This window comes from Cronobacter universalis NCTC 9529, from assembly GCF_001277175.1.
Taxonomy (GTDB): Bacteria; Pseudomonadota; Gammaproteobacteria; order Enterobacterales; family Enterobacteriaceae; genus Cronobacter; species Cronobacter universalis.
Map to the genome: position 1 here is coordinate 491802 of NZ_CP012257.1, position 25807 is coordinate 517608.

At 57.2% G+C, this 25807-nt stretch carries 28 protein-coding genes and 1 other RNA gene; 3 read left to right on the plus strand and 26 right to left on the minus strand.

The window, feature by feature from the left end; all coding sequences use genetic code 11:
- Positions 1-18: 18 nt before the first annotated feature.
- From AFK65_RS02305 to AFK65_RS02335, 7 genes are all read right to left on the minus strand, one after another.
- Complete coding sequence (locus tag AFK65_RS02305) at positions 19-792, minus strand: DeoR/GlpR family DNA-binding transcription regulator (RefSeq protein WP_038858193.1); 774 nt, start codon at positions 790-792, stop codon at positions 19-21.
- A gap of 110 nt (positions 793-902) precedes the next feature.
- Positions 903-1946 (minus strand): galactitol-1-phosphate 5-dehydrogenase, encoded by a 1044-nt coding sequence (gene gatD / locus AFK65_RS02310; RefSeq protein ID WP_038858192.1) that lies wholly within the window; start codon positions 1944-1946, stop codon positions 903-905.
- Positions 1947-1988: 42 nt separating this feature from the next.
- On the minus strand, positions 1989-3362 hold the full coding sequence (locus AFK65_RS02315) for a galactitol-specific PTS transporter subunit IIC (protein ID WP_007705058.1): 1374 nt from the start codon (positions 3360-3362) through the stop codon (positions 1989-1991).
- A 4-nt stretch (positions 3363-3366) separates the two neighbouring features.
- Positions 3367-3651 (minus strand): PTS galactitol transporter subunit IIB, encoded by a 285-nt coding sequence (gatB, locus tag AFK65_RS02320; protein WP_007705062.1) that lies wholly within the window; start codon positions 3649-3651, stop codon positions 3367-3369.
- Between the two features lie 26 nt (positions 3652-3677).
- A complete protein-coding gene (gatA, locus tag AFK65_RS02325; protein ID WP_038858190.1) occupies positions 3678-4145 on the minus strand; it encodes a PTS galactitol transporter subunit IIA in 468 nt (155 codons plus the stop codon).
- Positions 4146-4158: 13 nt separating this feature from the next.
- A complete protein-coding gene (gene gatZ, locus AFK65_RS02330; RefSeq protein ID WP_038858188.1) occupies positions 4159-5430 on the minus strand; it encodes a tagatose-bisphosphate aldolase subunit GatZ in 1272 nt (423 codons plus the stop codon).
- A 152-nt stretch (positions 5431-5582) separates the two neighbouring features.
- Positions 5583-6437: a tagatose bisphosphate family class II aldolase gene (locus AFK65_RS02335; protein WP_038858185.1), complete on the minus strand. Its 855-nt coding sequence runs from the start codon at positions 6435-6437 to the stop codon at positions 5583-5585.
- Positions 6438-6630: 193 nt separating this feature from the next.
- Between AFK65_RS02335 and rnpB the strand changes: the two genes are divergently transcribed.
- Both rnpB and AFK65_RS20575 read left to right on the plus strand, forming a co-directional pair.
- An RNA gene (gene rnpB, locus AFK65_RS19930) (RNase P RNA component class A) lies at positions 6631-7007 on the plus strand.
- Positions 7008-7535: 528 nt separating this feature from the next.
- Complete coding sequence (locus AFK65_RS20575) at positions 7536-8636, plus strand: beta family protein (RefSeq protein WP_007705082.1); 1101 nt, start codon at positions 7536-7538, stop codon at positions 8634-8636.
- On the opposite strand, the gene AFK65_RS20580 is transcribed toward AFK65_RS20575, so the two are convergent.
- The 3 genes from AFK65_RS20580 to AFK65_RS02340 all read right to left on the minus strand — a co-directional run bounded on the left by AFK65_RS20580 (position 8593) and on the right by AFK65_RS02340 (position 10389).
- Entirely contained in the window at positions 8593-9174 is a 582-nt protein-coding gene (locus AFK65_RS20580; RefSeq protein WP_071602563.1) for a sce7726 family protein, read from the minus strand. The two genes, AFK65_RS20575 and AFK65_RS20580, sit on opposite strands and share 44 nt — an antisense overlap.
- A 301-nt stretch (positions 9175-9475) precedes the next feature.
- A complete protein-coding gene (locus tag AFK65_RS22065) occupies positions 9476-9652 on the minus strand; it encodes a hypothetical protein (protein ID WP_007705091.1) in 177 nt (58 codons plus the stop codon).
- A 35-nt stretch (positions 9653-9687) separates the two neighbouring features.
- Positions 9688-10389, minus strand: coding sequence for a pirin family protein (locus tag AFK65_RS02340; RefSeq protein WP_007705093.1), 702 nt, complete (start codon positions 10387-10389; stop codon positions 9688-9690).
- Positions 10390-10491: 102 nt separating this feature from the next.
- Between AFK65_RS02340 and yhaJ the strand changes: the two genes are divergently transcribed.
- A complete protein-coding gene (gene yhaJ, locus AFK65_RS02345; protein WP_004385839.1) occupies positions 10492-11391 on the plus strand; it encodes a DNA-binding transcriptional regulator YhaJ in 900 nt (299 codons plus the stop codon).
- On the opposite strand, the gene AFK65_RS02350 is transcribed toward yhaJ, so the two are convergent.
- The 16 genes from AFK65_RS02350 to AFK65_RS02425 form a co-directional block, all read right to left on the minus strand.
- A complete protein-coding gene (locus tag AFK65_RS02350; RefSeq protein ID WP_007705101.1) occupies positions 11388-12401 on the minus strand; it encodes a substrate-binding domain-containing protein in 1014 nt (337 codons plus the stop codon). The two genes, yhaJ and AFK65_RS02350, sit on opposite strands and share 4 nt — an antisense overlap.
- Positions 12402-12429: 28 nt before the next feature.
- On the minus strand, positions 12430-13839 hold the full coding sequence (locus AFK65_RS02355) for a sucrose-6-phosphate hydrolase (protein ID WP_038858183.1): 1410 nt from the start codon (positions 13837-13839) through the stop codon (positions 12430-12432).
- On the minus strand, positions 13839-15209 hold the full coding sequence (locus AFK65_RS02360; RefSeq protein WP_007705111.1) for a sucrose-specific PTS transporter subunit IIBC: 1371 nt from the start codon (positions 15207-15209) through the stop codon (positions 13839-13841). Before AFK65_RS02360 ends, AFK65_RS02355 begins: the two co-directional genes overlap by 1 nt.
- 72 nt (positions 15210-15281) lie before the next feature.
- A complete protein-coding gene (locus AFK65_RS02365; protein WP_007705118.1) occupies positions 15282-16823 on the minus strand; it encodes a carbohydrate porin in 1542 nt (513 codons plus the stop codon).
- A 166-nt stretch (positions 16824-16989) separates the two neighbouring features.
- Positions 16990-17913 carry an aminoimidazole riboside kinase gene (locus tag AFK65_RS02370; RefSeq protein ID WP_007705120.1) on the minus strand — a complete coding sequence of 308 codons (924 nt, stop codon included), beginning with the start codon at positions 17911-17913 and terminating at the stop codon, positions 16990-16992.
- A 134-nt stretch (positions 17914-18047) separates the two neighbouring features.
- Complete coding sequence (locus AFK65_RS02375) at positions 18048-18413, minus strand: DUF805 domain-containing protein (RefSeq protein WP_038858181.1); 366 nt, start codon at positions 18411-18413, stop codon at positions 18048-18050.
- Between the two features lie 155 nt (positions 18414-18568).
- Positions 18569-19555, minus strand: coding sequence for a glutathione S-transferase family protein (locus AFK65_RS02380; protein WP_007705124.1), 987 nt, complete (start codon positions 19553-19555; stop codon positions 18569-18571).
- A 75-nt stretch (positions 19556-19630) separates the two neighbouring features.
- Positions 19631-20023, minus strand: a complete 393-nt coding sequence (locus tag AFK65_RS02385) for a DoxX family protein (protein WP_007705126.1) — start codon at positions 20021-20023, stop codon at positions 19631-19633.
- 212 nt (positions 20024-20235) lie between these two features.
- Positions 20236-20532 (minus strand): YqjK-like family protein, encoded by a 297-nt coding sequence (locus AFK65_RS02390; RefSeq protein WP_007705135.1) that lies wholly within the window; start codon positions 20530-20532, stop codon positions 20236-20238.
- Positions 20529-20927, minus strand: a complete 399-nt coding sequence (locus tag AFK65_RS02395) for a phage holin family protein (protein WP_007705137.1) — start codon at positions 20925-20927, stop codon at positions 20529-20531. The genes AFK65_RS02390 and AFK65_RS02395 overlap by 4 nt, the downstream gene beginning before the upstream one ends.
- 2 nt (positions 20928-20929) lie before the next feature.
- Positions 20930-21232, minus strand: a complete 303-nt coding sequence (locus AFK65_RS02400) for a DUF883 family protein (protein WP_004385819.1) — start codon at positions 21230-21232, stop codon at positions 20930-20932.
- Between the two features lie 35 nt (positions 21233-21267).
- A complete protein-coding gene (locus AFK65_RS02405) occupies positions 21268-21636 on the minus strand; it encodes a DUF1090 domain-containing protein (RefSeq protein WP_007705140.1) in 369 nt (122 codons plus the stop codon).
- A 150-nt stretch (positions 21637-21786) separates the two neighbouring features.
- Positions 21787-22170, minus strand: coding sequence for an EnvZ/OmpR regulon moderator MzrA (gene mzrA / locus AFK65_RS02410; RefSeq protein WP_007705142.1), 384 nt, complete (start codon positions 22168-22170; stop codon positions 21787-21789).
- Positions 22171-22173: 3 nt separating this feature from the next.
- Positions 22174-22836 (minus strand): DedA family general envelope maintenance protein YqjA, encoded by a 663-nt coding sequence (gene yqjA, locus AFK65_RS02415; RefSeq protein ID WP_004385816.1) that lies wholly within the window; start codon positions 22834-22836, stop codon positions 22174-22176.
- A 315-nt stretch (positions 22837-23151) separates the two neighbouring features.
- Positions 23152-23931, minus strand: a complete 780-nt coding sequence (exuR, locus tag AFK65_RS02420) for a transcriptional regulator ExuR (RefSeq protein WP_007705145.1) — start codon at positions 23929-23931, stop codon at positions 23152-23154.
- 113 nt (positions 23932-24044) lie between these two features.
- Positions 24045-25346 (minus strand): MFS transporter, encoded by a 1302-nt coding sequence (locus tag AFK65_RS02425; protein ID WP_007780560.1) that lies wholly within the window; start codon positions 25344-25346, stop codon positions 24045-24047.
- Between the last annotated feature and the right edge of the window lie 461 nt (positions 25347-25807).

A 25807-nucleotide genomic window follows, 5' to 3' on the forward strand; every position in this document is an offset into this window, starting at 1 on the left:
GGCTACAGACGCCCTGACTCACACGATTTTCAGCTCAACGCCGGTTTTCTTAAGCGCCGCTCTCTCTTTTTCGCTAATGCCGTCGTCGGTGATGACGCAGTCTATCTCGGCCATTGGCAGAACCTGGTTAAACCCGCGACGGTTAAACTTGGTCGCGTCCAGGACGGCGATAACCTTATGGGCCGCCGCCGCCATCGCGCCGCTGACGGAATAGCCTTCGTTAAAGGTGGTAATGCCGTTGGTGGCGTCAATGCCGTCAGCGCCAACAAACATCAGGTCGGCACTGATGCCCTGCAATGAGTGTTCCGCGATCGTGCCATGCATGGAGAGCGTTTTATGGCGCACCGTGCCGCCGCAGACCACCAGCGTAATATCTTTATTATTCGCGAGCGCGCAGGCGGCGGGCAGGCTGTTGGTGATGACCGTAATGTTCGCCATCCTGGCCAGCTCGTGGGCGATGAGCAGGGTCGTGCTGCCGCTATCGAGAATGAGCGTCATCCCTTCGTTGATCATCGCGGCGGCGGCCTGGGCGATGCGTTTTTTAGGATCGCTCGCCAGCTGGTAGCGCTCTTCCAGCTTCACCTCCTGATTGTCGCTTTCTGCAAGGCTGCTGCCGGGCTTCCCGGCGCCGCCGTGAAAGCGCGTCACCAGCCCTTTTTCTTCCAGAAAGCGCAGGTCGGCGCGGATGGTGACCTCAGAAATGTCAAAAGCGTTCGAAAGATCCAGCACCATCACGCTACCCTGCGTATTCACCAGATCGAGGATCTTGTTCCTTCGCTCAAAAGAGTTCATATCGGTTTGCCTGATAATTGACTCCATTCAGTGTAAACGAAGGCATGTGAAAGATGAACGTCAGATTTCGAAAGCAAATGTGAGCCAGCTCAGGTTGCTGGCTCATTGTGTCAGGCGAAGCGCAGCAGAATCTTGCCCTGCATCGGCGCGCCGTTGAGCGCCTGGACGGCGCTCACGAAGCTTTCCGCATCCCCCTGATGCGCAATCAGCGGCCTGAGCGACAGCCGTTTTTCGGCAAGCAGTCGCGCGGCGGTTCGCCACTCATCGCCCGGCCAGGACGACGAATAGTTCATCCAGCTGCCGAGCAGCGTCAGTTCATTACGCAAAATTTTGCCAAAAACCGCGGCGGAGAGGGTAAGGTCATGGTGCAGCGTCCCCACCAGCGCGACCTGCGCGCGCGGCCCGGCGATGTCTATCGCCAGTGATACCGTCTGCGGAGCGCCCGCGGTTTCCAGCACCAGCTGGTCGAAGCGCTGCGGCTCCAGCATTTCGCGAATGGCCTGCGCGGATAGCTCCCGGCTGTTCAGCACGCGATCGGCGCCGAGCGTGTGCGCCAGTCGGAGCTTTTCCGGGTTAATATCAATGGCCGTCACACTGTTCGCGCCCAGCGCCTGCGCGCACTGCATCGCCAGCAGACCAATAGTGCCAGCGCCGACAATCACCACGTTTTTGCCTTCGCATCCCTGAGCCAGGTGAAAGGCGTGCAGCCCGACGGTGACAGGCTCAAGAAACGCGCCATCTTCAACCGGCATCTCCGGCGGCAAAAGAAAGAGGCTGGCGCGCCTGACCACAATGTACTCGGCGTGGCCGCCCTCGCTGCGGGAGCCGACAAACTGGTAGTGCCGACACAGGGAAAAGTAACCGCGCGCGCACGCTTCACATGCAAAACAGGGCCGTAGCGGAACGCAGGCCACCGCATCGCCGGGCGAAAGATCGCTCACCGCGCTGCCGCAGCGCTCCACATAACCGCTAAACTCATGGCCCAGCGTGATGGGATAGTAGTGCGCGCCGCGGGCGAAAATGCGGGGGATATCTGAGCCGCATAAACCCGAGCAAACGACTTTTACCAGCACCTCGTCGTCCGCCTCGACAGTGGGCACAGGGCGTTCTTCAACGCGCACGCTGCCCTCAGCATGAATTACCACTGATTTCATTGTTCCTCCAGAAATTACAGGGGGAGCCGCGCTCCCCCGTGGTCATGAAACGGTCGTACCTGCCTCGCGGGCGGCGGCTTTTTCCACCGCGACGAACGCCCGCGCCCGACGCCAGGTGAGCAGCACGCCGGCCAGGTAAATGACGCCGATAACGACAAATCCCGCCACGTTCTGCCAGGTGCAGAGCTGGATCAGCAGCCAGGTCACCGGCGAGCCGCCCTGGTCCATCGAGGCGACCTGACCGCCGGCTTTCAGCGCGCCCGCGTTAGCGGCAAGCTGCGTATGCAGGCCGATAGTCTGTGTCGCTATCCAGAGCGTCATGCTCATGATGATGACGCCGGAGATCAGCGTGCGGAACAGGTTCCCCTGATGCACCGCGACTGCCATCGCCACAAAGAACCCGATGGTGGCCAGATCGCCAAACGGCAACACCTGATTCCCCGGCACGACAACCGCAATCAGAATGGTTAAAGGAATAAAGATCAGGCTGGCGGACACCACCGAGGTGTGGCCCAGCAGCAGAGCCGGATCGAGGCCAATGAGAAATTCCTGGCTGCCGAATTTCGCCTGTAGCCGCTTACGCGCTTGCTTCGCGATAGGCGTCAGGCCATCCATAATCGGTTTAATGACGCGCGGCATCAGGAGCATCACCGCCGCGGTTTTTACCGCCAGTTGCAGTACGCCTTTGACGTCATAACCGGCCAGCAGGCCGATAACGAGTCCCATGACAAAGCCTACGGTGACCGGCTCGCCAAAAGGGCCGAACCGCTTCTGCACGTCGTCTGCGCTAAAATGGATGCGATTAAGCCCCGGAATTTTATCAATAAGGGTATCCACCAGGACCGCGATGGGGCCGAGATACGCGGACGTGCCGTGAGGGATAGCCATACCTTCCAGACCAAAATAGTCGCGGGTATCTTTAGCAAACCAGTCGCCCAGCTTGTAGACAAAGGCGGCATGGGCCGCCACGCCCAGAATGCCAATCCAGTACGATCCCGTGGCGAGATGCAACATGGCGCCGGTAAACGTCATATGCCAGATATTCCAGATATCGACATTCACCACGCGCGTCATGCGGGTCAACAGCATGGCGATGTTAACGACGATAGCGATGGGGATCGCCACCAGCGCGATTTGCGACGCCCAGGTCATAGGCGAAGAGCCCGGCCAGCCCACGTCCACCACATGAAGGTTAATTTCGAAATGTTCCGCCATCGCCTTCGCCGCCGGGCCAATCGAATCCAGCATCAGACCGATGACGAGCCCGATACCTACAAACCCGATGCCTATATGCAGGCCAGAACGGAAGCATTCGCCGGCCTTCATGCCGAGCAGCTTTGAAAAGATGATAATGACTACCGGCAGCATGACCGTGGGGCCGAGGTCGAGGATATAACGCATGATTTCGCTAAACATGGCGTCACCCCATCAGGACTGTCAGGATTTTCTGCTGGAGCGCCTCAATGCCGACGCCGGAAACGAAGGGCATGCCGTGTACCACCGGAATCTCGCCAAACGTGCGTTCGACTTTTGCCGTGGTGCAGATGAGATCGGCGCCATCCATATAGGTCTCAATCTCGTTCACCCTGCACTGCACCAGATCCAGCTCAATGTGGTGCGCTTCGCACAGCTCTTTGATCTCTTCTGCTGCCATGGTCGACGTGGCGACCGCGCCACCGCAGGCCACGATGATTTTTCGTTTCATAGGGTACTCCTTTTATTATCAGTAGATTATGAAGCCTGTACGCAAGGTTCAGGCTCAAGGATGGTCTGCTGAAACCGCGTGGCCAGCTCCGCGTCGGACGCCCGGAGCAGCGCATCCAGCTCGTCAGGGTCTTGCAACTTGCCGAATAAACGGCGCAGCAGGGTTAGCTGCGCCGCCGGATTGTCCACAATCAGCGCGATGATGAGAGAAACGGCTATCTCTCCCTCGTCGTCGGCGCGCCGGAACCACACCGGGGAATCCGGGCGGATCAGGTAAATGGCTGGCGACACGGCATGGTTCGCCTCGCAGTGGGGGATCGCTACCGCATGCCGCTCAAGCGCAATGCCCGTCGGGAAGGCCGCCTCCCGCTCCAGTAACGCGGTGGGGTAAGTGTCTCGCACCACGCCTTTTGCCAGCATGGTTTCGCCAATATGCGCCAGCGCATGCTGGCAGCCGGAAAAGGCGATGCCGGTACGTACGAATAATTGGCTCATAGATTCCTCAGTGTCAGTCGGCGTCAGGGGAGCAGCCGTAACGGTAGGCGCGCAGCACATCCTGAATTTTGTCGATAATCAGGCTGTGCGGCGTGGCGGCCAGCGTCCCGGCGTTGACCCTCTCAAACTGTCCCGGCAGATACTGGCTGATAAGGCCGGGCGGGAGCGGTGTCTCTTCCAGGTTGGCGATAAGTTTGCCCACGCTCTCGCTGATGCGCGGGTGCGGCCAGTAGTAGCGGATGCGATCGGAGAGGCTGAAGTGAATATCGACCATCGCCTGGCTCCAGATGGGCAGGTAATACTTTTTCCAGTACTCCGGCTCGTTCAGCATCACCTCGTCAATGACGTCCCGCACATGGCTGCGGCGTTCCGGCGGGATCAGCGCCTCTTCCATCCAGGCCAGGCCAAAGAGGGCTTCGCGCAGCGCGAAAGTGAGCGCAGGCCCCACTTTCAGAATGGCGAAATGGTCACGGACCAGCGCCCGGTACGCCTCGCGGGACTGGTAATCCGTTGAGTGGGCTTCGTACACCAGCGGCGTCTGGTTAATCCACGCGGAAAGCGCCTGCGCGTGTTGCGGCTGATAGTGAACGATTTGGGTATGGTCGAACTCCACGCCAGGCTGCACCACCATAGCGATGACGCGTTCAAATGCCGCTTCCAGCCCCAGCCGGTAAAACGCCTCGCGGTGGGTTTCAAGCGTCAGCGAGGCGTCCTCTACACGCGTGACATGAACACTGCCAATCGTCGTGGCCTCGCCGCCCGGCACCGGCACTTCCGTACCGATGACATACGTCAGCCGTTGCCGCTGCTCCGCGGTGGCGGCGCGCTCCGCTGCCTCACAAAGGCGGGCTGCTCGCTCGGCCACCGTATGCGGTGCAAGCGGCACCGGGTCGCCTTTGCAGGACATGGAAGCATCAAGGTGAATTTTGCTGAACCCCGCTTTTACATACGCGGCGACCAGCACAACGGCTTTTTCCATCGCCGCCTCCGCGCTTTCGCTTTGCCAGCAGTTAGGCCCAAGGTGATCGCCGCCCAGAATGATGCGCTGGTGGGGAAAGCCGAGCCGGTCCGCTATCTGCCAGACAAAATCGCGAAACTGATAAGGCTGCATACCGGTGTAGCCGCCATACTGATTGACCTGGTTTGAGGTGGCTTCAATCAACACCTTTCTGTCAGTGTGAAGATCGAAACGCAGCGCCGCCTCTATCACCAGCGGATGGGCGGAGCAGACGGAACATATCCCAATATGTTTTCCGGCTTTGTGTCGGGCTATCAGATCCTGCATAATCCCTCCATTTCATTTAATTTCATAAACTTTTGTTTGACTGACAAAGGACTTGCTTCGCTTTCGCGATCCGCCTCGTGAATTTTTCGAAAGTTGCCAGAAAGCGCTTAAGGCAGGGGGAATGGGCAGCCCTGAACCGCCTGCGCGCTGTCTTAAAGCTTGCCTTCACAGCCGCAGCGATGAATCACCTGTCGCACGACCTCTTTCATCGCGGCTTTCGCGGGCTGCATGTAATGACGGGGATCGCTGGCATCGGGATGGTCGTGAAAATAGCGTTTAAGCCCGGCGGAGAAGGCCGCTTTAAGCTCGGTGGCAACATTGACTTTGCAAACGCCGAGCGAGATGGCTTTTTGAATATCGCCTGCGGGCAACCCGGAGGCGCCATGCAGCACCAGCGGGACGTCAACTACCGCGCGGATGTCGGCGAGCCTTGCAAAATCAAGCCTGGGTTCAGCGTGATAGAAGCCGTGCGCGGTACCTATGGCGACGGCAAGGGAGTCGATACCGGTCTGCCCGACGAAATCGCGGGCCTGCGCCGGGTCGGTGTACAGCGCGTCGTTATCTCCGACCACAAGATCGTCTTCCTGGCCGCCAAGCCGCCCCAGCTCTGCCTCGACGCTGGCGTCATAGCGGTGACAAAACGCCGTAACGCTTTTTACCAGCGCCACGTTTTCTTTAAAGGAGAGGTGTGAGCCGTCAATCATGACGGAGCGCGCGCCCGCCATCACCTTATTCTCAATATCCGACAGGCTTTCATGGTGGTCGAGGTGCACTGCCAGCGGATGGTTATAATGCCGCGCCATCGCGGCGGCGAGCGCGAGCAGATTGTTCGTTCCTGCGCTGGAGAATGTGCCAGGCGTACCGGCGACAATCAGCGGCGCGCGCATGTCGCTGGCGGTTTCTACCACGACTTGCAGGGTTTCGAGGTTATGAATATTAAACGCCGGCACCGCGTAGCCTTCCCGCTGTGCCTTAAGCAGCGGGTTCTTACTGGAAATAATAAACATCTCTTACCCCTTTCTTTCGGAATGTTTTGTTTGAAAGGAATGTATATATTATCGAAAGTTTCGGTTGTGATTACGATCGCAAAAGGGATATTTCGAAGGTTATCGAAAGAAATCGAAGGAAATATTGCGAGGCAGCTTCTAAGAATGCGGGCTGTGCGTGACAGACGAGCATAAACCCTCTATACTCCGCGCCGAAGCTGACCAGACAGTCGCCGCTTCGTCGTCGTCCTTTCGGGGAGACGGACGGAGGGGAGGAAAGTCCGGGCTCCATAGGGCAGGGTGCCAGGTAACGCCTGGGGGGCGCAAGCCTACGACCAGTGCAACAGAGAGCAAACCGCCGATGGCCCACGCAAGTGGGATCAGGTAAGGGTGAAAGGGTGCGGTAAGAGCGCACCGCGCGTCTGGCAACAGTTCGCGGCACGGTAAACTCCACCCGGAGCAAGGCCAAATAGGGGTTCACAAGGTACGGCCCGTACTGAACCCGGGTAGGCTGCTTGAGCCAGTGAGCGATTGCTGGCCTAGATGAATGACTGTCCACGACAGAACCCGGCTTACCGGTCAGCTTCACACTTTAGAAAACCCCGCTCCGGCGGGGTTTTTGCTTTTATTGGTAGTGCAAAGATGAATGACTGCCCACGACGCTTTCTATGAAAAGCACGCGGCTTACCGGTCAGCTTCACTTCATATGAAAATTACTTACATGAATTTAATGAAGAGTACATATATCAAATGCTAATGTTTTTAGCATTCATTATATATCTTGCGATATTTGTTTTCTTTTTGTTTTGAACATGGTTTATTCCATTACAGGAAGCAGCATGATTGTTACTTCAGCGATAATGATTTTTAGAATGGCAAAGGGTTAGGAAAGGATTTTTCAAGCGAGTATATGCTATTTGTCTTCTGCCACCTGTTGTCTAAGTAAAGTCTTCGCAATATTTAAATATTCCTATAACACTTTAAAAGGAACTATTCCAGATAAAATTAAATGATGTCCTATAACTTCATTATTAATGAATTGTGAGCGCATTCAAAGAATTTTCTTTGTAGGAGCGAGATATTTGTTTTCCCACTAGTGCCATTAAGTTAGGAGGAAAAATGGCAAATATCTCTTATATTCCAATACTTAAAACGAAAAGGGCGGAATTCACTGCACTCGCACAGCTTACTCCAAGCGTTAAAGAAAAAATCTCACCTTTACTTGAAATTGAACCAGTTCCTATCGATCCAGATACTGAGATACCTGACAAAACATATGATGAAATGCTTGACGGTTTTGGACAAAAAGTTGCTGCGGCATGTTCCGCTATGCCCTCGGTTTTTTTAGATGGTCTTCTTATAGAAGAGGAGTTTATATCGCCCCAAGATACCTATCCATTTATAAATGCAGTAAGTCAATTACGCTCGACAGGAATGCATGTAATACCTGTTACATCTCCGACAAGAACACAAAACTATCGTAATGCTGTAGATTTTATTCTGGATAATGAAGTTTGCTTAAGGCTCACCACTGTAGATCTTGTAAATCCACAACTGATTTCTTCGTACATACATCATCTAAAATTACTTCCTCATCAAATTGATGTTGTAATCGATTTAAGAGATATGTTAACAGAGGAAAGTATTAACGCTGGAACTATCAAGATTATGGCTCTCGGACTTATCAATAATCTCCAGCATATTTCAAGTTTTAGAACAGTTGCTCTTGCATGTGGTTCATTTCCAGTTGATTTAAGTAATATCTCGGTAGGTATTTATTCGCAGCAAAGGCTCGAATGGACTCTTTGGCAAGATTTGCATGCTAATGGCCAATTAGTCAGACAAATGGTATACAGCGATTATGGAATTCAGCACCCCGAATACACTCGCTTAGCGACTCGCTTTCCAAGTGCTACTGCAAGTGTACGTTATACAGGTGATAATGATTTCTGGGTGTTTAGAGGGAAAGTAGCAACTCGATATGGCTATGAGCAATACGGGGCACATAGCCAAGCAATCATTGCTCATCCAGAATATCCTGGTGCTGGTTTCTGTACTGGAGATCAAGATATAGCTACCTATGCTCAAGTTTACGCTGCTTATCAGCTAAATCCGTCACCTGCACATAAGTTTGGTAGCGCAGAAGTATGGCGCAGGATTGGTCAAAATCACCACATTACAAAGGTCGTATATCAACTCGCCAATCTTTACGGGCTTTAAGGGTTGCACGCACGAAAGCACGCAATTCGTCTGTTGGTAGAGTATCTGCTAGAAGCGCCCATAAATATTTACGCGGTTTACTTTTTAAACCGCGATCTTGCCCTAATCCTTTCAGGATTGACAATAATTCATCTTTCCACAAAAGCATAGACAAAGACAATTTATCTATATTTGGGTTGCGTTTATCAGCACGAACGGTTTGTAAATGTATGCCGTTTCGCAATCCTTGATTTGCAATTTTTACGCCCCACCATATGGGTATTATGTTAAGTGCCGATTCAGCATGACATTCTGAAACAACTAAGGTTACTTTATCCATAACGGATGAATAGTGTTCTATTTGCGCAGGTAGTCTAAGTAAATTATCACTCTTACTTTTCAGCTCGTAACCATGCATTAAACCATTGATTACAGCAATATCTGCGCGTCCTGCACCCAGATTAATTGTAAATTCATCAATAATGAGTGTATCAGGGTCTTTATGGTGTTCCTTAAGAATTTTGCTGTGTACAGCTCTTCTTACATCGATATCTCTCATTTTTTAACCATGCAATAACGCTCAAAGCGCCCCATCTAGCGGTGTGTCCGGGTTGAATCTTGTAGATTGTATAGCACAGTTTTTTGAAGCGCTACTGGGCTAGTCTCACACTTCGGTGCATCATAACGACAATGAATACATGTTTTTAAAGAATTTTTTATGGAAAAATTTCGTTTTTAATCGAAGCAATTTGTAAAGGCAGCATGAATCCCTTCTTTAGAAGGGAACAAATATTGGGGGAATGCTAAAAATTTGTAGACTCAGAGGAGGCGAGCCATCCGGCCCGCCCGGTAAGCGTACGTCAGGCGGCTTCTTCCTCGGCCAGGCGTACTTCGGCTTCAGCGATAATGGCTTCCAGCTCGCTGAGCATGCAATCGTAGGTAAACTCTGGTTGCGCTCCGGCGCGTGTATGCGCTTCCTGCGGGGCGGGTGATACAGTCAACTTCGTGACTTTCTTTTGCTGTGTGATAGTACTCATTTTATGACTCCTGATGCAGCGATCCGCATCTTCTGTTACACCGGCAAATCTACCAGCAAAGCGCGCAGCGGCGAATCCGCAATAAGGGTTATGTTAGCCTCGTCACGAATAAACGCGCCGTCTCCGCAGGTTAATGCTTCTTTGTCTTCCGTTTCGGTCTTTGCATGGACCGTACCGTGGATCGACTGTAAATAGGCGCGCGGCCCGTTCAGGGGCATACTCACCGATTCCCCTTCGTTCAGCGCGATATGCCACAGCCAGACCTGCTGGCGCAGTTGCAGACTGCCTTCCGCGCCGTCCGGCGAGGCGAGAAGCTGGCGCGCCTGCGGGCCGACCGCGATTTTCTGCACCGTCGGGTTTTCCCGCTCCGGGCAGGCGTCGAGCCAGAGCTGCATCCGCGTCAGCGAATGCTCTTTGCTCAGGTTATGTTCGCTGTAGCTCACGCCCGGTTGGGTGGAGAGCAGCAGCGCGTCGCCTGCTTTCGCGCGCAGGTGATTGCCTTCGCTGTCGCGGTATTCCGCTTCGCCGTCGAGGATCAGGTTAAGAATATCGACTTTCGGGTAGGTACGCGGCTGGAACGCGGCGGCGGGCGCCAGCACTTCCTGGTTCAGTACGCGCAGCGAGGCGTAGCCCAGCAGTTTCGGATCGAAGTAGTGGCCAAAGGAAAAGGTATAGCGAGCCTGCAGCCATCCGTAGTCAGCTTGCCCACACTGTTTGGCTGTTCTCGTGATAATCATAAATTTACCTCTCTTGACAGGCTTTTATGTTAAGGGTGTGGACGCTGCATTGTTAGCCAGTTAATCTGCTGGGTATATTCAAATTTCCTGAACGAGAACCTGATGGCTAAAGAAAGGGCATTGACGCTTGAGGCGCTGCGCGTGATGGACGCTATCGACCGGCGCGGCAGTTTCGCCGCCGCGGCTGACGAACTGGGCCGCGTGCCGTCTGCATTGAGCTACACCATGCAGAAGCTGGAAGAGGAGCTGGACGTGGTGCTGTTCGACCGCTCCGGACACCGTACGAAGTTCACGAATGTCGGACGCATGTTGCTGGAGCGCGGGCGCGTGCTGCTGGAAGCGGCGGATAAACTCACCACGGATGCCGAAGCGCTGGCGCGCGGCTGGGAAACTCACCTGACTATCGTCGCCGAGGCGCTGGTGCCCACGCCCTGTTTATTTCCGCTGGTGGATAAACTCGCCGCGAAAGCCAACACCCAGCTCTCGTTCATTACCGAAGTGCTGGCAGGCGCCTGGGAGCGTCTGGAGCAGGGGCGCGCCGATATCGTCATCGCGCCGGACATGCACTTCCGCTCGTCGTCGGAGATCAACTCCCGCAAGCTGTATACGCTGATGAATGTCTATGTGGCCGCGCCGGATCACCCGATCCACGACGAGCCGGAGCCGCTGTCCGAGGTGACGCGCGTGAAGTATCGCGGCGTGGCGGTGGCGGACACCGCGCGCGAACGCCCCGTATTAACGGTGCAACTGCTGGATAAACAGCCAAGACTGACGGTGACGTCTATTGAAGATAAGCGCCAGGCGCTGCTCGCCGGGCTTGGCGTGGCGACGATGCCGTATCCGCTGGTGGAAAAGGACATCGCCGAAGGGCGGCTGCGCGTCGTCAGCCCGGAATCCACCAGCGAAGTGGACATTATCATGGCCTGGCGTCGCGACAGCATGGGCGAGGCGAAAGCCTGGTGCCTGCGCGAAATCCCCAAACTCTTTAACGTGAAGCGTTAATCCGCCGGATGACGCCATTGCAGCGTGGCCGGAAGGTGACGTTGCAGGGGCGTCGGTTCTTTGTCATCCACCAGTTGGGTGATCATCTCAAAGCAGTCCAGCGCCAGCTGACGGCAATCCTGCTGCACGGTGTCGATGCGCACCGACAGCGAATCATAGAGATAGTGATCGTCAAAGCTCGCCAGATGGATATCGCTTTCCAGCAGGCGATGCTGGCTCATGTAGCGCAGCACCCCTTCCAGCAGGCCGCAGGCGGCGGTAAACAGCGCTTTCGGCGGGCGTCCCAGCCGGGCGCAGAGCGCGGCGAACATCTCATAGCCGCTGCTCGGATGATAATTGCCGTGAATAATCCACTCCGGGCGTAGCTCAACGCCCGCCCTCGCCAGCCCTTGTTTAAAGCCTTCCAGACGATCGCGGGTGGGGGAAAGACGCGGCTGGCCGCCGAGAAAATAGAACTCGTCCGGGTGCTGGCGCGCGATGCGCGCTACCAGCTCGGCGGTCGGCGTAATGGAATCGGTGATTACCAGCGGCAGCTGAGTGTCGTTCATATGGCGGTCAAAGAGCACCACCGGAAGCTGCTCGCTGAGCTTCACATAATCGCTGTCGCTCAGCATGCTGGAGGCGACGATAAGCCCGTCCACCTGGCGCGACACCAGGTTATTGACCACCACCGTCTCCTGGCCCGGATTTTCATCGGTACAGGAGATAAGCAGCTGAAGCCCGGCCTCGCGGCACAGGGTTTCCAGCTCGTACGAAAACACCGCGAAACCGTAGTTGGTTATCTCCGGCACCACCAGGCCCAGCGTATGGCTGCGGTTGTCGCGCAGCAGGCGGGCGTGGATGCTCGGCTGATAGTGATGCTGCTGGGCGATAGCCAGAACGCGCTCGCGCGTCTCCTGCGCCACGCGCAGCTCTTTGCCTCGTCCATTGAGCACGAGGCTGGCGGTGGCTTTGGAAACCCCCGCCAGGGCGGCGATATCACTGATGGTAACGCGTTTGGTTTTTCGCACGGCTTCGGTTCGGTGAGTGGTCAAACCCTCATTCTACCATGCAGGCGCGTAACGACCAGTAGCGCAGCCGGAGTTGCGCGTCGCCCTCAAAGCCAAGCGTCGCGTCGGTCGCCGGGAAATAACGACTGCTCATCACGCCTTCGCCGTCGTTAATGAAAATCTCAACGCTCGAGCGGTCGCACAAAATGTGCAGGCGGCGGGCGTCGCCCTGCCAGTAACGATACATCCACTCGCCGGTGGCGAGGCTCCGGCGCGAAAGCCGCAGACCGTCGCGCGTCCATTCGAGACGCAGGGTGGCGGCGAAATCGAGCGTGACGTCGCCCTGCGCCTCCAGCATCAGCTCCAGGCTTTCCGCCGCGAGTGGTGAGAGCGTGGCGGCCACGCCCTCCAGGCGCCGCTCCTCGCCGCGCAGCGCGGCGAGCTCGCGTACCGGCTGCTGGCAGAGTTTACCGTCGCGCAGCGTCAGTTCGCGCGGGCAGGTCATCTGATGGATCCAGCCCTGCGCCACCGTCGGCTGCAACATCTCTTCGCCGTCCGGCACGCCCATCCAGCCGATGAGTAACCGGCGGCCATCGTTGGCCAGCGTGGTTTGCGGCGCGTAAAACTCAAAACCGGCGTCCAGCTCCTCCAGCGGGCCGTGACGAAATTCCGGCGTGTCGTAATCAAGCTCGCCGCACAGGTACGCGCTCGGGTAGGTGTTGAGATAGCGTTTTTCTTCGCGCGTCACCCCCTGCGGGCAGGCGATCAGAATCGCTTTGCCGTCCAGCATGAAGAGATCCGGGCACTCCCACATATAACCCGCCTCGCCGAGCCCGCCGAGCGTGCTGCCGGCGATCTCGCCCAGGTTTTCCCAGTTCCACAGATTGTCGGAGCGCAGCAGCAGCACTTTGCCCTGCAATTCCAGATCCTGCGCGCCCAGCACCATGTACCAGTGCTCGCCGTGACGCCAGACTTTCGGATCACGCACATGGCCGGTATAGCCGCCGGGCAGCGTCATCACCGGGCCGAGCTTGTCGAAGCCGCCGTCCGCGTTCTGCACCGCCAGACACTGCCAGGCGGTGCGGGTGCCGTCGTCAAATTTCACGTTGCCGGTATAGCAGAGCGTCAGACGCCCGTTGTCATCCACCGCGCTGCCGGAATAACAGCCGCTGCGGTCATACTCTTCATCCGGCATCAGCGCCAGCGGCTCGTGTCGCCAGTGCGTCAGATCCGTCGAGCTCCAGTGTCCCCAGCATTTATGCTGATGCGCACAGCCCAGCGGGTTCCACTGATAAAACAGGTGGTAGCGCCCCTGAAATTGGATAAAACCGTTTGGATCGTTCATCAGGCCCGTGACCGGCGCCAGATGCCAGCGCGGGTAGTGGCGATCGCCAAGCGCGACCGGCTGGCCTTTCATCACGGCCTGTAAAATGGCAGGCAGCAGCGTGCGGGTGGTCATTATTCAGCGTCCGTTTTGTATTTCCACAGGTAAGAGACCGCAAAAGCGATACAGAAGGCGATCGCCATGCCGATGACATAGTTAAGCAGCGAGCTGGCCTGAACAATCGCCATGCCCGGAATCCCGGTCAGGCCGACCGCCGTCATGCCGACATGGGTAGAGACGACCCACGCGCCGCCCGCCGCGCCGCCGATAAGCCCGGAGATAAACGGCTTCACGAAGCGCAGGTTGACCCCGAAAATGGCCGCCTCGGTAATGCCGAGCAGCGCCGAAAAGCCTGACGGCAGAGTAATCGCCTTCACTTTGGCGTCTTTGGTTTTGAACCACACCGCCAGACACGCGCCGCCCTGCGCGACGTTCGCCATCGCCCAGATGGGCAGCAGGAAGTTAACGCCGATAGACGGGTTGCCAAGCAGCCCCGCTTCAATCGCATGGAAGCTGTGATGCACGCCGGTTATCACAATCACCGAATAGAGCCCGCCGAACAGCAGCCCCGCGAGCCAGCCCGCGTGAGTAATCAGCGTGCTTAATACCAGCGAGATGCCGTCGCCCAGCGCGCGGCCCGCCGGGCCAATCACCAGCAGCGCCACGAAACCGGAAATAATCACGGTAAAGAAGGGCGTCAGGATGAGGTCCAGCGCGTCCGGGATAATCCGGCGCAGCTGTTTTTCCAGGATACTCATGAACCACACCGCCAGCAGAACCGGGAAAACGGTGCCCTGGTAGCCAATCATCGCGACTTCAATCCCGAAAAAGTTCATGGTGTGGAAGCCCGCCGCGACGCCCCAGGCGTTGGTGAGCGCCGGGTGGGTGAGAATGCCGCCAAGCGTCGCGCCCAGATACGGGTTGCCGCCAAATTCCCGCGCGGCGGTAAAGCCAATCAGGATAGGGAGAATGATAAACGCCGCCGAGCTGCACATATCCAGCATGATATAGAGCGCGTTATCCGGGCTGACCCAGCCGTAGGTTTTCACCATGCCGAGCAGGCCCATCAGCAGGCCGGACGCCACAATCGCCGGAATGATCGGCACAAAAATATTAGAAAGCAGGCGGGCGATGCGCTGGAACGGGTTCAGCTTGCGGGCCGCCACGCTTGCGGCTTCCGATTTGCTCGATTCGCTGATCCCGGCGGCGGCGATAAACGCGGCATAGACTTTATTCACCACGCCGGTGCCGAAGATAATTTGCAGCTGACCTGCGTTGCGAAAACAGCCTTTCACGCCCTCGACATTGCCGATGGCGGCGGTGTCGGCTTTGGCGTCATCCGCCAGCACCAGCCGCAGGCGCGTGGCGCAGTGGGCGGCGCTGGCGATATTCTCTTTGCCGCCGAGCAGCGGCAGTAGCGAGCGGGCAATCTGTTCAAAATCCATAACAACCTCAGTCTTGTGGTTTTTTATGTTGTCAGCAATACGCAGGCCCCCGCGCGGCAGGGGCCGTTATTATCAGAACCAGGTTTCCATCTGTACGCCGAAATTCCATTCGCCCCCGGCGGTAAAGCCGCTGCTGCCGAAGGCGTCACTGCTGGCGTAGTTATCCAGGCGATGATCCCAGTCCATCCAGGTGGCGAACAGACGCAGCTCCGGACGCTTGAGGAATTCGCCTACGTCGCCCGCTTTCAGCGTCGGCGCGAAGGTCAGCTTATAGAAGTTGCCGCTGACCGCGTTGCGGGCGTTGTAGCCTTCCGGGCGCAGATCCATGTACTGGTAGCTGCCTTCATACTGCAGCTCAAAGTTCTGGTTAATCTCCTGGATCACGCGCAGGTTGGCGGTCGCCCACTGGTAGCTGTCGCCTTTGACATAGCGATCTTTACTGCTCTGCGCCAGCACCGCCGGCGCGATATGCCAGCCGCCGCCGAGCGGGGTCATGCCGTAGGTCGCCAGACGCCAGGTATCCGCCTGCGGCAGTAACGCGCCATCGGAGCCGATGGATTTCACTTCCGCGCCAAGGCCGTGACCATACAGCAGCGCGGTTTTCGAGGAGCCTTCGCGCAGTCCGTAGAAGCTGTCGTTGTGCAGGCCGAGCAGCGCATGCACGCCATCTTCCGCCGCGTCTTTCTTCACGCGGTTGCCCTCGATATCCACGCGGTCTTCGTTATCTTTGGCGCGCATCCCGCTCACCATCAGCTGTACCGGCCCGACGTAGTTATTGAGCGTCAGGATATAGTTCTGCGCGGTGTTTTCGCTGTTCTCGATATCGCCGAAGGTGCGGCCATACAGCGAGAAGTTGCTGCGGGCGTTATCGCTCCAGCGCATGTCATAAATACCGGCACCCGTACCGGCGAGGAAGACCACGTCGGAGTCGATCCAGTGGATATCGAAGTTATCACGATCGAAGCGTTTACCGGCCCAGACGGTGGCATCTTTAAACGCGCCGGTGAAAGTGGGCAGATGGCCGAGTTCGGTAAACGCCTGGCGAACGTTGAGATCGCTGGTGGAGGCCGTCCAGTCGTTATAGCTGCGCTGACCGTCGGCCACCATCACTTTAAAGCGCGTGGTGGCGCCGTTCGCCAGCGTCTGTTTGTGCTCCAGGTTCATTTCAAGGTAGGTGTCCGGCTCATTGCCCAGACGCCCGACGTGGCCGCCGGTTTCACCTGCTGGCGTGAAGGATGGGCCGCCCTGCGTTTTGGCGGCGGAATCGCTCATCAGCAGGCCCGAGCGGGCGTAGCCGTGGAATTCAAACCCGCTATTATCCGCCGTTTGCGTGGCGGGCTGCGGTGCGGATGGTGGCGCGGATTGTGGCGCAGGTTGCGCGGCGACGGGCTGAACCGGCTGCTGCGCTTTTTGCTGCGCGGCAAGCGCCTGCGCCTGACGCTCTGCGGCTTCAGCACGGGTTTCCGCCGCGCTGGCGCGCTGTTCCGCGGCCTGAAGACGCTGTTCCAGCGCCGCGAGACGCGCCTCAATGCTGGACATATCGCTGTCGGCAAAGGCGGCGGGAGCACCGGCCATTAAGCCAAGGGTAAGGGCAAGCGTACTTTTTTTAATCATGGTATGGCATCCCTGAGAAGGCGTTATCATCATTATGCAGACTTGCTAAACCGGTTTAGGCGGCAATCATAATCACGCCTTATTTTTACTGGCAATTAAATTAGCTAAACCGGTTTAGTGATTGTGATGCGGTTCGCAAAACGAGCCGCGGCAGCGGCTCAGAGGATCAGACGAGGTGTGGTTGTAGATCGTTAAGGCGGGGCAGCGCGGTCATCGCGCCTTTGGCGGTGGTCGCGAGCGCGCCGCAAACCTGGGCTGCGGCAATAACGGCCGCAAGCTGCGTGGCGTTCTCCGACAGGCCATGCGCCGCAAGTCCCCAGAGCAGCCCGGCCACAAACGCGTCGCCCGCGCCGGTGGTATCGACGCACTCGACCTTCACCGCCGGGTAGTGGTGCAACGCGCCGTTAAAACAGGCGTCAACGCCTTCTGCGCCGCGGGTAATCAGCAGCAGCGGGATCGCGTGGCGGCGCGCCAGCGCCAGGGCGCTTTCTTCGTCATCCGCTCCGGCGATAAACGCCAGCTCTTCCAGCGAGAGCTTCACCACATCCGCCTGCGCCAGCGCGCGTTCCACGCACTCACGCAGCTGCGCGGTATCGGGCCAGAGATCTTCACGGATATTCGGGTCGAAGCTGACAAACCCGCCCGCGCGCTTAATGCGCGCCATCGCCTCAAAGGCGGTATCGCGCGACGGCTGGGCGCACAGCGCAATCGAACAGACGTGCAGCCACTCGCCAGCGCCGAACGGCGGTAAGTCGTCGGCGGTAAGAAACAGATCGGCGGACGGGCGCACCATGAAGGTGAACGAGCGTTCGCCACGGTCATCCAGCGCCACCACCACCGTCGAGGTGCGGTGCGCCGGGTCCTGATGCATGGCGCGGGTATCGACGTTTTCATCTTTCAGCGTCTGCGTCATAAACGCCCCGAACGGATCGCGCCCGACCCGGCCGATAAATCCGCTCGCGCCGCCAAGCCGCGCCACGCCGACCGCCACGTTGGCGGGGGCACCGCCAGGGCATTGCAGTAACCGGCCGTGGCCGTCGGGCAGCAGATCCACCACGGCATCTCCAAGCGCCCATACTTTTGCTGACATGCGTATCTCCTTCGATTCATCCTGCGCTAAACAATAGTTAAACCGGTTTAGCTAATCAATACTCTTTATGCGCTTATGGCGCTGCAACAAGAAAGGAGAGCAGAAACGTGCCGCGCCGGAACGCGGCCAGAGGATCAGTGATGATGTTTCGGGTCAGGGCCGAAGCGGTTTTCGCCGTGGGTGCCTTCCTGCGTGTTGAACGCGAGGATCATCAGCCAGCCGATAACCGGGATCAACAGGACAAACAGCCACCGCGCGGTGCGGTCAGTGTCATGCAAGCGGCGGAACTGTACCGCCAGCGCGGGCAGCAGCACCGCCAGCCCGTAAATCAGCGTGAGCAGCCCTTGTTCGCCGATAACGCGCAGCCCAAGCATTCTATCAAGCGCCAGCATCACGCCCGCGAGGATGAGATTTACCAGGGTGAACATCCAGTACTCTTTACGACGCGACCTGCCGGTAAAACCGAGGTAATTTTTAAACGCTTTTATGTACCAGTACATCTGTTCTCGCCTCCCTTGCCATCAATCACTTGTTTTTAAAGCGATCGCTTAACTAAATGCTAGCTGTCGGCAGAGGAAACGGCCTGGGGGAAAACGCAAAGTGTGAGCGCCGTCGGAACGGCGCATTTTTCAGAAGAGGCTTAGGGCGAAGCGGATTAGCGGAAGCGCTCGTCGCGCCCGTGCGGCTCATTGAGATCCTGCCAGGGGCCGATGGAGATAATACCGGTCGGATTAATGGTTTTGTGGCTGCAAAAATAGTGGTGGCGGATATGCCCGAAATCCACGGTTTCCGCGATGCCCGGCATCTGGTAAATCTCGCGCAGAAAGCCATGCAGGTTCAGGTAATCGCTGATGCGATGCTTATCGCATTTAAAGTGCGTGACGTAGACCGGATCAAACCGCACGAGCGTCGTCCACAGACGAATATCGGCTTCGGTGAGCTGGTCGCCTGCCAGATAACGTTGCTGGCCGAGGATCTGCTCAAGGCGCGACAGCGAGGCGAACACCTGTTCCACTGCTTCGTCATACGCCTGCTGGCTGGTGGCGAAGCCCGCTTTATAGACGCCATTGTTCACCGTGTCGTAAATCCAGCCGTTCAGCTCATCTATCTCCGCGCGCAGCGCCTGCGGATAGTAATCGCCCGCGCGAGCGCCCACCGCGTCGAAAGCGCTGTTGAACATGCGAATGATATCAGCGGATTCGTTACTGACGATGGTCTGACGCTCTTTATCCCACAGCACCGGCACGGTGACGCGCCCGGAGTAGTGCGGGTCGGCCTGGAGGTACAGCTGATAGAGAAAATCGTGCTGATAAAGCGTGTCGCCGGTCGCCGCCGGGAAATCGTCGCCGAAGGTCCAGCCGTTTTCCAGCATCAGCGGATGCACCACTGAAACGGAGATAAACGACTCCAGCCCTTTCAGCGCGCGCAGAATTAACGTGCGGTGCGCCCACGGGCAGGCGAGCGAGACGTAAAGATGGTAGCGATCTTTCTGCGCCGCGAAACCGCCTTCGCCTGTCGGCCCCGGTTCGCCGTCGGCGGTCACCCAGTTGCGGTACGCCGCCGAAGAGCGCTTAAAGCGGCCGCCGGTGGATTTGGTGTCATACCAGGTGTCGTGCCAGACGCCGTCGATCAGTTGTCCCATGATGCTCTCCTGTCAGAAGTGTCCCCTCAGTATGGCAAAAAGGCAGGCGGTGAGGGCCGCCTGCCGTGAAGTCAGTTACCAGTTCTTTTTCAGCAGACGATCCAGGCTGTAGGCGCCAGGACCCATCAGCGCCAGCAGCAGATAACCGCCCGCGATAGAAAAGTTCTTCATAAACATAATCGAGTTAACGCCTTCCGCGAAGTTGCTGTGAAACAGGAAGGCGGTCAGCAGCGTAAACACAGCGGTAATCAGCGCCGTGGTGCGGGTCAGGAACCCGAAAACAATGGCCAGGCCGCCGCCAAACTCAAGCAGGACCACCAGCGGCAGGATAAAGCCCGGCACGCCCATCGCTTCCATATACTGCTGCGTACCCGCATAGCCGGTAATTTTGCCAAAGCCGGAGACGATAAACAGAATCGGCATCAGAATACGTGCCACCAGTACGCCAGCATCTTCGAATTTTTTCATTTTACTCTCCAGGAAACCCGCTTCATCACGAAAGGTTGATTGTCATTAAAGGGCTGCTTTGCGCGGGGTTATCCGCGTTCCGCCGTTGATGGAAAGCATCATAGGGCGGGCGTGATGGGAATGTAAGCAAGGAAAACTGGCAAAGTTATTCAAAAATAATGAAGGATGTGGAAGGGGATAAAAAAACGCCTCTCCGGGGAGAGGCGTCAGTGTCAGGGGAGCGGATGTTTCATGGTGGTTTTAATCAACCGCCAGGTGCTCCACGCGGCGAATCCGCGTTTAGCCCAGCGCAGCAGGAAGTTAGGATTCCTGATGCTCCAGATAGCCATCGCGCTGCTGCCAACCAGCGCCCAGGAGCGCAGGCTCAGCAGCGTGTTCCAGCTACGGTCGTAAGAGCCGGTGGCGGCAAGCCAGTCGCGACGACCGGCCGCCATATCCAGCCGCTGCTGCTGGATTTGACTGAGCAGCAGCGCTTTGCGCCTTTCGCGCTCGGCTTTGCTCATGCTCATGACTTATCGTCCTCCAGCAGCTGGCGGTCGTTAGAAAGCTCATGACGCGTGTGGCGCAGAAGCGTCGACTGACGCGATTTCCTGAGCGTCCAGACGCCGCCAATCAGCGCCAGTACAAACAGCGCGACGGTCGTGCCAATCATGACGTTAAGGCGATACTGCGGATCGACTGCCCAGATAAGCAGCACCATCAGACTCATCAGTCCAAAGGCGGCAAACAGCATCGTCAGGCCAGTCATCAGCAGCAGCTGAAAGAGATTCGCTTTCTCCTCTTCCAGCTCCACGACAGCGAGCCGTAAACGGGTTTCCACCATCTCCACAAGCACGGTGACGATACGTTGTCCGATGCCGAGAACGCTTTTACCCGGCCCTTGCGCGTGACGAGGCTCCGTCATAATCAGCGCCGCGTCAGGAGCACGCCCAGCACGACGCCGATGGCCGCACCGATACCCACGCCGGTCCACGGATTTTCACGCACATAATCTTCCGCACGCGCCGCCGCTTCGCGGGTCTGTTTGGCAATCACATCACCGGTTTCAGTTAAGTGATAACGGGTGTCTTTCAGCGCGCGCTCTGCTTTATTGCGCAGTTTGCTCATCTCTTCCTTCGATTTGTCCCCGGAGGCGGTCAGCACCTCTTCCAGCGTATCGGCAAGCGATTTCAACTCAGCGCGCAGGTGGTCGGTATTTTCTTTTGACATAATGCTCTCCTGATAAGTGAGGGTTATCCATAAGCTCAGTAGTCTTGAGCTTTCAGCGCCTTAAGCTCTTGCTCAGCTTCTGCGAGCTTGTGGCGACGTTTGGCAATTTTATCCGCATCGCCTTTCTGCGACGCTTCATGCAATTCGGCGCGGCGCTCGGCCACTTCCGCCTGTTTCTTTGCCACTTTCTGCCGGTGTTCGGCAAGAACATCGCCGTCGCGGCAGCTGGCCCGTACCTGACTTAGCGCTTTTTTCAGGCCGTCGATGCGGCCCTGATTCTGGTGCTGCTCGGCGTAGCGGATCTCCTTTTCAATCTCCTGCGCTTTTTCATCGCAGGGGGAGGCGGCAAACGCTGCGGCATTCCAGGAAAAAAGGGCTAAGGCCAGTACTGTGCTGTAATTCATGATAAACCTTCCATTGTGTTGCGTAAGGCCAGCGGCCTGACGCGATTCCGGTGTGTTGCGCGGACAGAACAATGGGTTGCGCTTACTCAAGCATAGTAAGTAATGGCGCAAACCCCAAAGTCCGTGAAAAGATTCAGATTCCTGGAAGGGTTAACCCAGGCGCTGAATATCGTGACGCAGGCGCGTGAGCCAGGCGGGGGTGAGGCTTTTTTCTTCCTGCTGGGCGATGACAAAACCGCGCGGCAGCGAGCGATAGAGCACTTTGCGCGCCGCTTCGCTCTGATTGCTGTCGTCGAACTTGATGAGCAGGATGTCATCCTGGGGCGTAATACTTTTAAAACGAATGCCGTTGGCGTCGAGATGGTGCCAGACGGAAAAGCCGTCGGGGATCGTCGCACCCTGCGACACCGGGCGGATTTCCAGCGTGGTTTCATGTTTTTGCAGCGCGGCCCAGCTCAGCAGAAACGCCGCCAGCAGCGCGCCTGCCGAAAGCGTTAGCGTAAGACGACGAGAAAGCGCGCGTGTGAAAGCCATCCTTCAGCTCCGGTTTCCATGTTTTTTCTTCCATAACACCACCAGCGATCCTATCAGGCCGATAACCAGCAGCACGACTGGCAGCAGCATCAGACAGGACATCAGGGCGTCTTCATATTTAAGGAACACCGGCGTTTTGCCGAGCAGATAGCCGAGCGTGGTGAGAATCACCACCCACAGCAGACCGCTCATCCAGTTAAAGAACTGGAAACGGGCGTTATTGAGGCCAGAAAGCCCGGCGATAGTGGGCAGCAGCGTGCGCACAAAGGCGATAAAGCGGCCCAGCAGCAGCGCGGACAGCCCATGTTTATGGAACAGGTGGTGCGCCCGCTGGTGATAATGTGCGGGCAGATGCGAAAGCCAGTTCTGTACGATGCGCGTATTGCCGAGCCAGCGTCCCTGAATATAGCTCACCCAGCAGCCGAGGCTGGCGGCGGCGGTCAGCAGCAGCACCGTTTGCGGATACCCCAACGCGCCTTTGGCGATCAGTACCCCCACCAGCACCAGCAGGCTGTCGCCCGGCAGAAACGCGGCGGGCAGCAGGCCGTTCTCCAGAAACAGGATCATAAACAGCACAAAATAGAGCATGCCGATCATGCCGGGGTTGGCCAGCGTTTCGAAGTCCTGGCTCCAGAGCGCGGTGAGTAATTGTGTCAAAAGTTCCATTCAGTGATCCTGGCACATCGGTTAAAGCCAATGGGGTAGAACAGATAGCATTGCGACATTTCTGAGGTATGAAGGACGTCAACAGCGCTCTGTGCGTTCCTGGCGCCGGCACGGCTCCGTGTGCGATGAGTGAAGTAAGCAAGCGCTAACTATTCACCAGGAAATGCGTCTAATTGTAACAAAGCTCTGCCTGATGCGTCACAGAAATCGTGCTTTGTTGAAGAATGATTTTGCTTTCCGGGAGTAAGGCTGGCGAGGGTATTTACACACACTGACACTATATATGGTTTGCTTACCCTCGCGGTAAGAAGAGGACTACTTTTCGCTGTTTGCCGCCGCGTCGAGGTGGACCACCGGATTTTCGGCAAAAAGATAACGGTCGGCGTTGAATTCAAAGTCGTCGCTGGTTTCATTAAACAGCATCTGCTTGGTGTTCTCCAGATGCTGCCACATGGCGAGCTTCGCGCCGTGCGGGTCTTTGCGAATCAGGGCTTTAAGGATGTTATCGTGATCGTCGCACCAGTTGTCGACCGTGCGTAAATCGATATGTTCATGCAGTTTTTTCCAGTACGGGTTGTGAACGCGCTGGGTCCACATTTTTTCAACGATAGCGGCAAGCGCCGTGTTCTGCGTGGCGAGCGCGACCTGTACGTGAAACTGGAGATCCCACTCAGAGTCGCGGAAGAACTTCTCGTTGCGCGCTTTCTCCTGGATCTCCATCAGCTTAATAATGTCCTGTTTGGTCACCTGGGTGGCGGCGAACTCGGCGATATTACTCTCGATAAGCTGGCGGGCCTGTAACAGTTCGAACGGGCCGTAGCTGGCGAATTCATACTCCTGTTCAGGCGCCGGGGCGTGGTATTTCGCCTGGCTGGCGATCACATGGATGCCCGAGCCTTTGCGTACTTCAACATAGCCTTCGACTTCGAGCATGATGATGGCTTCGCGCACGACCGTGCGGCTGACGTTTTTCTCGTCGGCGATAAATCGCTCGGCAGGAAGTTTTTCACCTACCTGATAAACGCCCTCTTCAATGCGTTGCTTAAGCTCGGCGGCCAGTTGTTGATACAGACGACGCGGTTCTGCGATTTCCATGTGCGACTCCAGTGAACACAATACTGCTTAGATTTGTTATACCACTTTTCGGATGAGCCCTCCACTCGACGCCCATGAAAAAGCCGCCCGCAGGCGGCTTTCCGGAGCATTAATCAATGTTGTGTGACGGGAGCGCCACTTCGCGTCTCTCGCTCCAGCTCGCTGGCCGGTTTGTTTTTCAGCACCGTCCAGATAACCAGCGCGCCCATCAGGTCGAACACGGCCAGTACGGCGAACAGCGGGCTGAAGCCAATGGTGTCGGCCAGCGCGCCGACCACCAGCGCAAACAGGGTGCTCGCGGTCCATGCGGCCATGCCGGTCAGGCCGTTGGCGGTCGCCACTTCATTACGGCCAAACACGTCAGAGGAGAGCGTAATCAGCGCGCCGGAGAGCGACTGGTGCGCGAACCCGCCGATGCACAGCAGGGCAATCGCCACGTACGGGCTGGTGAACAAGCCGATCATGCCTGGGCCAATCATCAGCACCGCGCCCAGCGTCACCACCATTTTACGGGAGACGATCAGGTTCACACCGAACCAGCGCTGGAACAGCGGAGGCAGGTAACCGCCGACGATACAGCCGAGATCCGCGAACAGCATCGGCATCCAGGCGAACATCGCGATCTCTTTCAGGTTAAAGCCGTACACTTTGAACATAAACAGCGGGATCCAGGCGTTGAACGTGCCCCAGGCCGGTTCCGCCAGGAAGCGCGGCAGCGCGATGCCCCAGAACTGACGGGTACGCAGGATCTGCCACGGCGACATTTTTTTACCGTTGTTGGTCTGATGCTGCGCTTCTTGGCCGCCAATGATGTAGTCACGTTCTTCTTCGGTCAGTTTTTTCTGGTCGCGCGGATGTTTGTAGAAAATCAGCCAGGCCATCGCCCAGGCGAAGCTCAGCACGCCGGAAATAATGAACGCCAGTTCCCAGCTATGCATCACGATAGCCCACACCACCAGCGGCGGCGCAATCATGGCGCCGATAGACGAGCCCACGTTGAAATAGCCCACCGCGATGGAGCGCTCTTTCGCCGGGAACCACTCGGAGCTGGCTTTCAGGCCGGCCGGGATCATGGCCGCTTCCGCCGCACCCACGGCGCCGCGCGCCAGCGCCAGACCGCCCCAGCTGCCTGCCAGCGCTGTCGCGCCGCAAAATACTGCCCAGGTGACGGCGAAGAAGGCGTAGCCGATTTTGGTGCCGAGAATATCCAGCACGTAGCCAGCCACTGGCTGCATGACGGTGTAGGCCGCGGAGTAGGCCGCGATAATATAGGAGTATTGCTGTGTGGAGATGTGCAGCTCTTCCATCAGAGTGGGCGCTGCGGCGGCCACAGTGTTACGGGTCAGGTAGCCCAGCACGGTGCCCAGCGTCACCAGCGCAATCATGTACCATCGTAACCCTTTAATTTTACGCATTGGAAACCTCATCGTTTAATCATTCGCCGCGCAGGCTGGCAGGTAGCCAGCCTTGCGCGGGTCTCATTCAGTAACAGGAGGCGCGCCGGAAGTGTTATCGGTGCCGCCCACGCCGTGCCGTACCGTGTTTATGGGCCAGGCCGGTATCCGTTCCGGCTAATGGGGTGAATCTCACCCCTTAAAAACATTCCGTGGGTTTATAAGTTGCGACGGGAGAACGATAACTTGTCATACAGCTTTAAAAGTTGAGAGCCATCACAAAAGCATCTTTCTTTGTAAGGTTACGTCAGGCGCGGCGCGAAGCCAGACGTGGCGCGGGCTGGAGCGGCGTCTGCTCCGGAAAGGGAGGATTATTTGTGTGCTTTTATTGATCTGACTCACGAAAATAGCTTCAGTCACTAGAAATTGGTGTGATAACTTTGTCAGCATCATGCTAACGCATCTGAAATACTGGCTCAGAG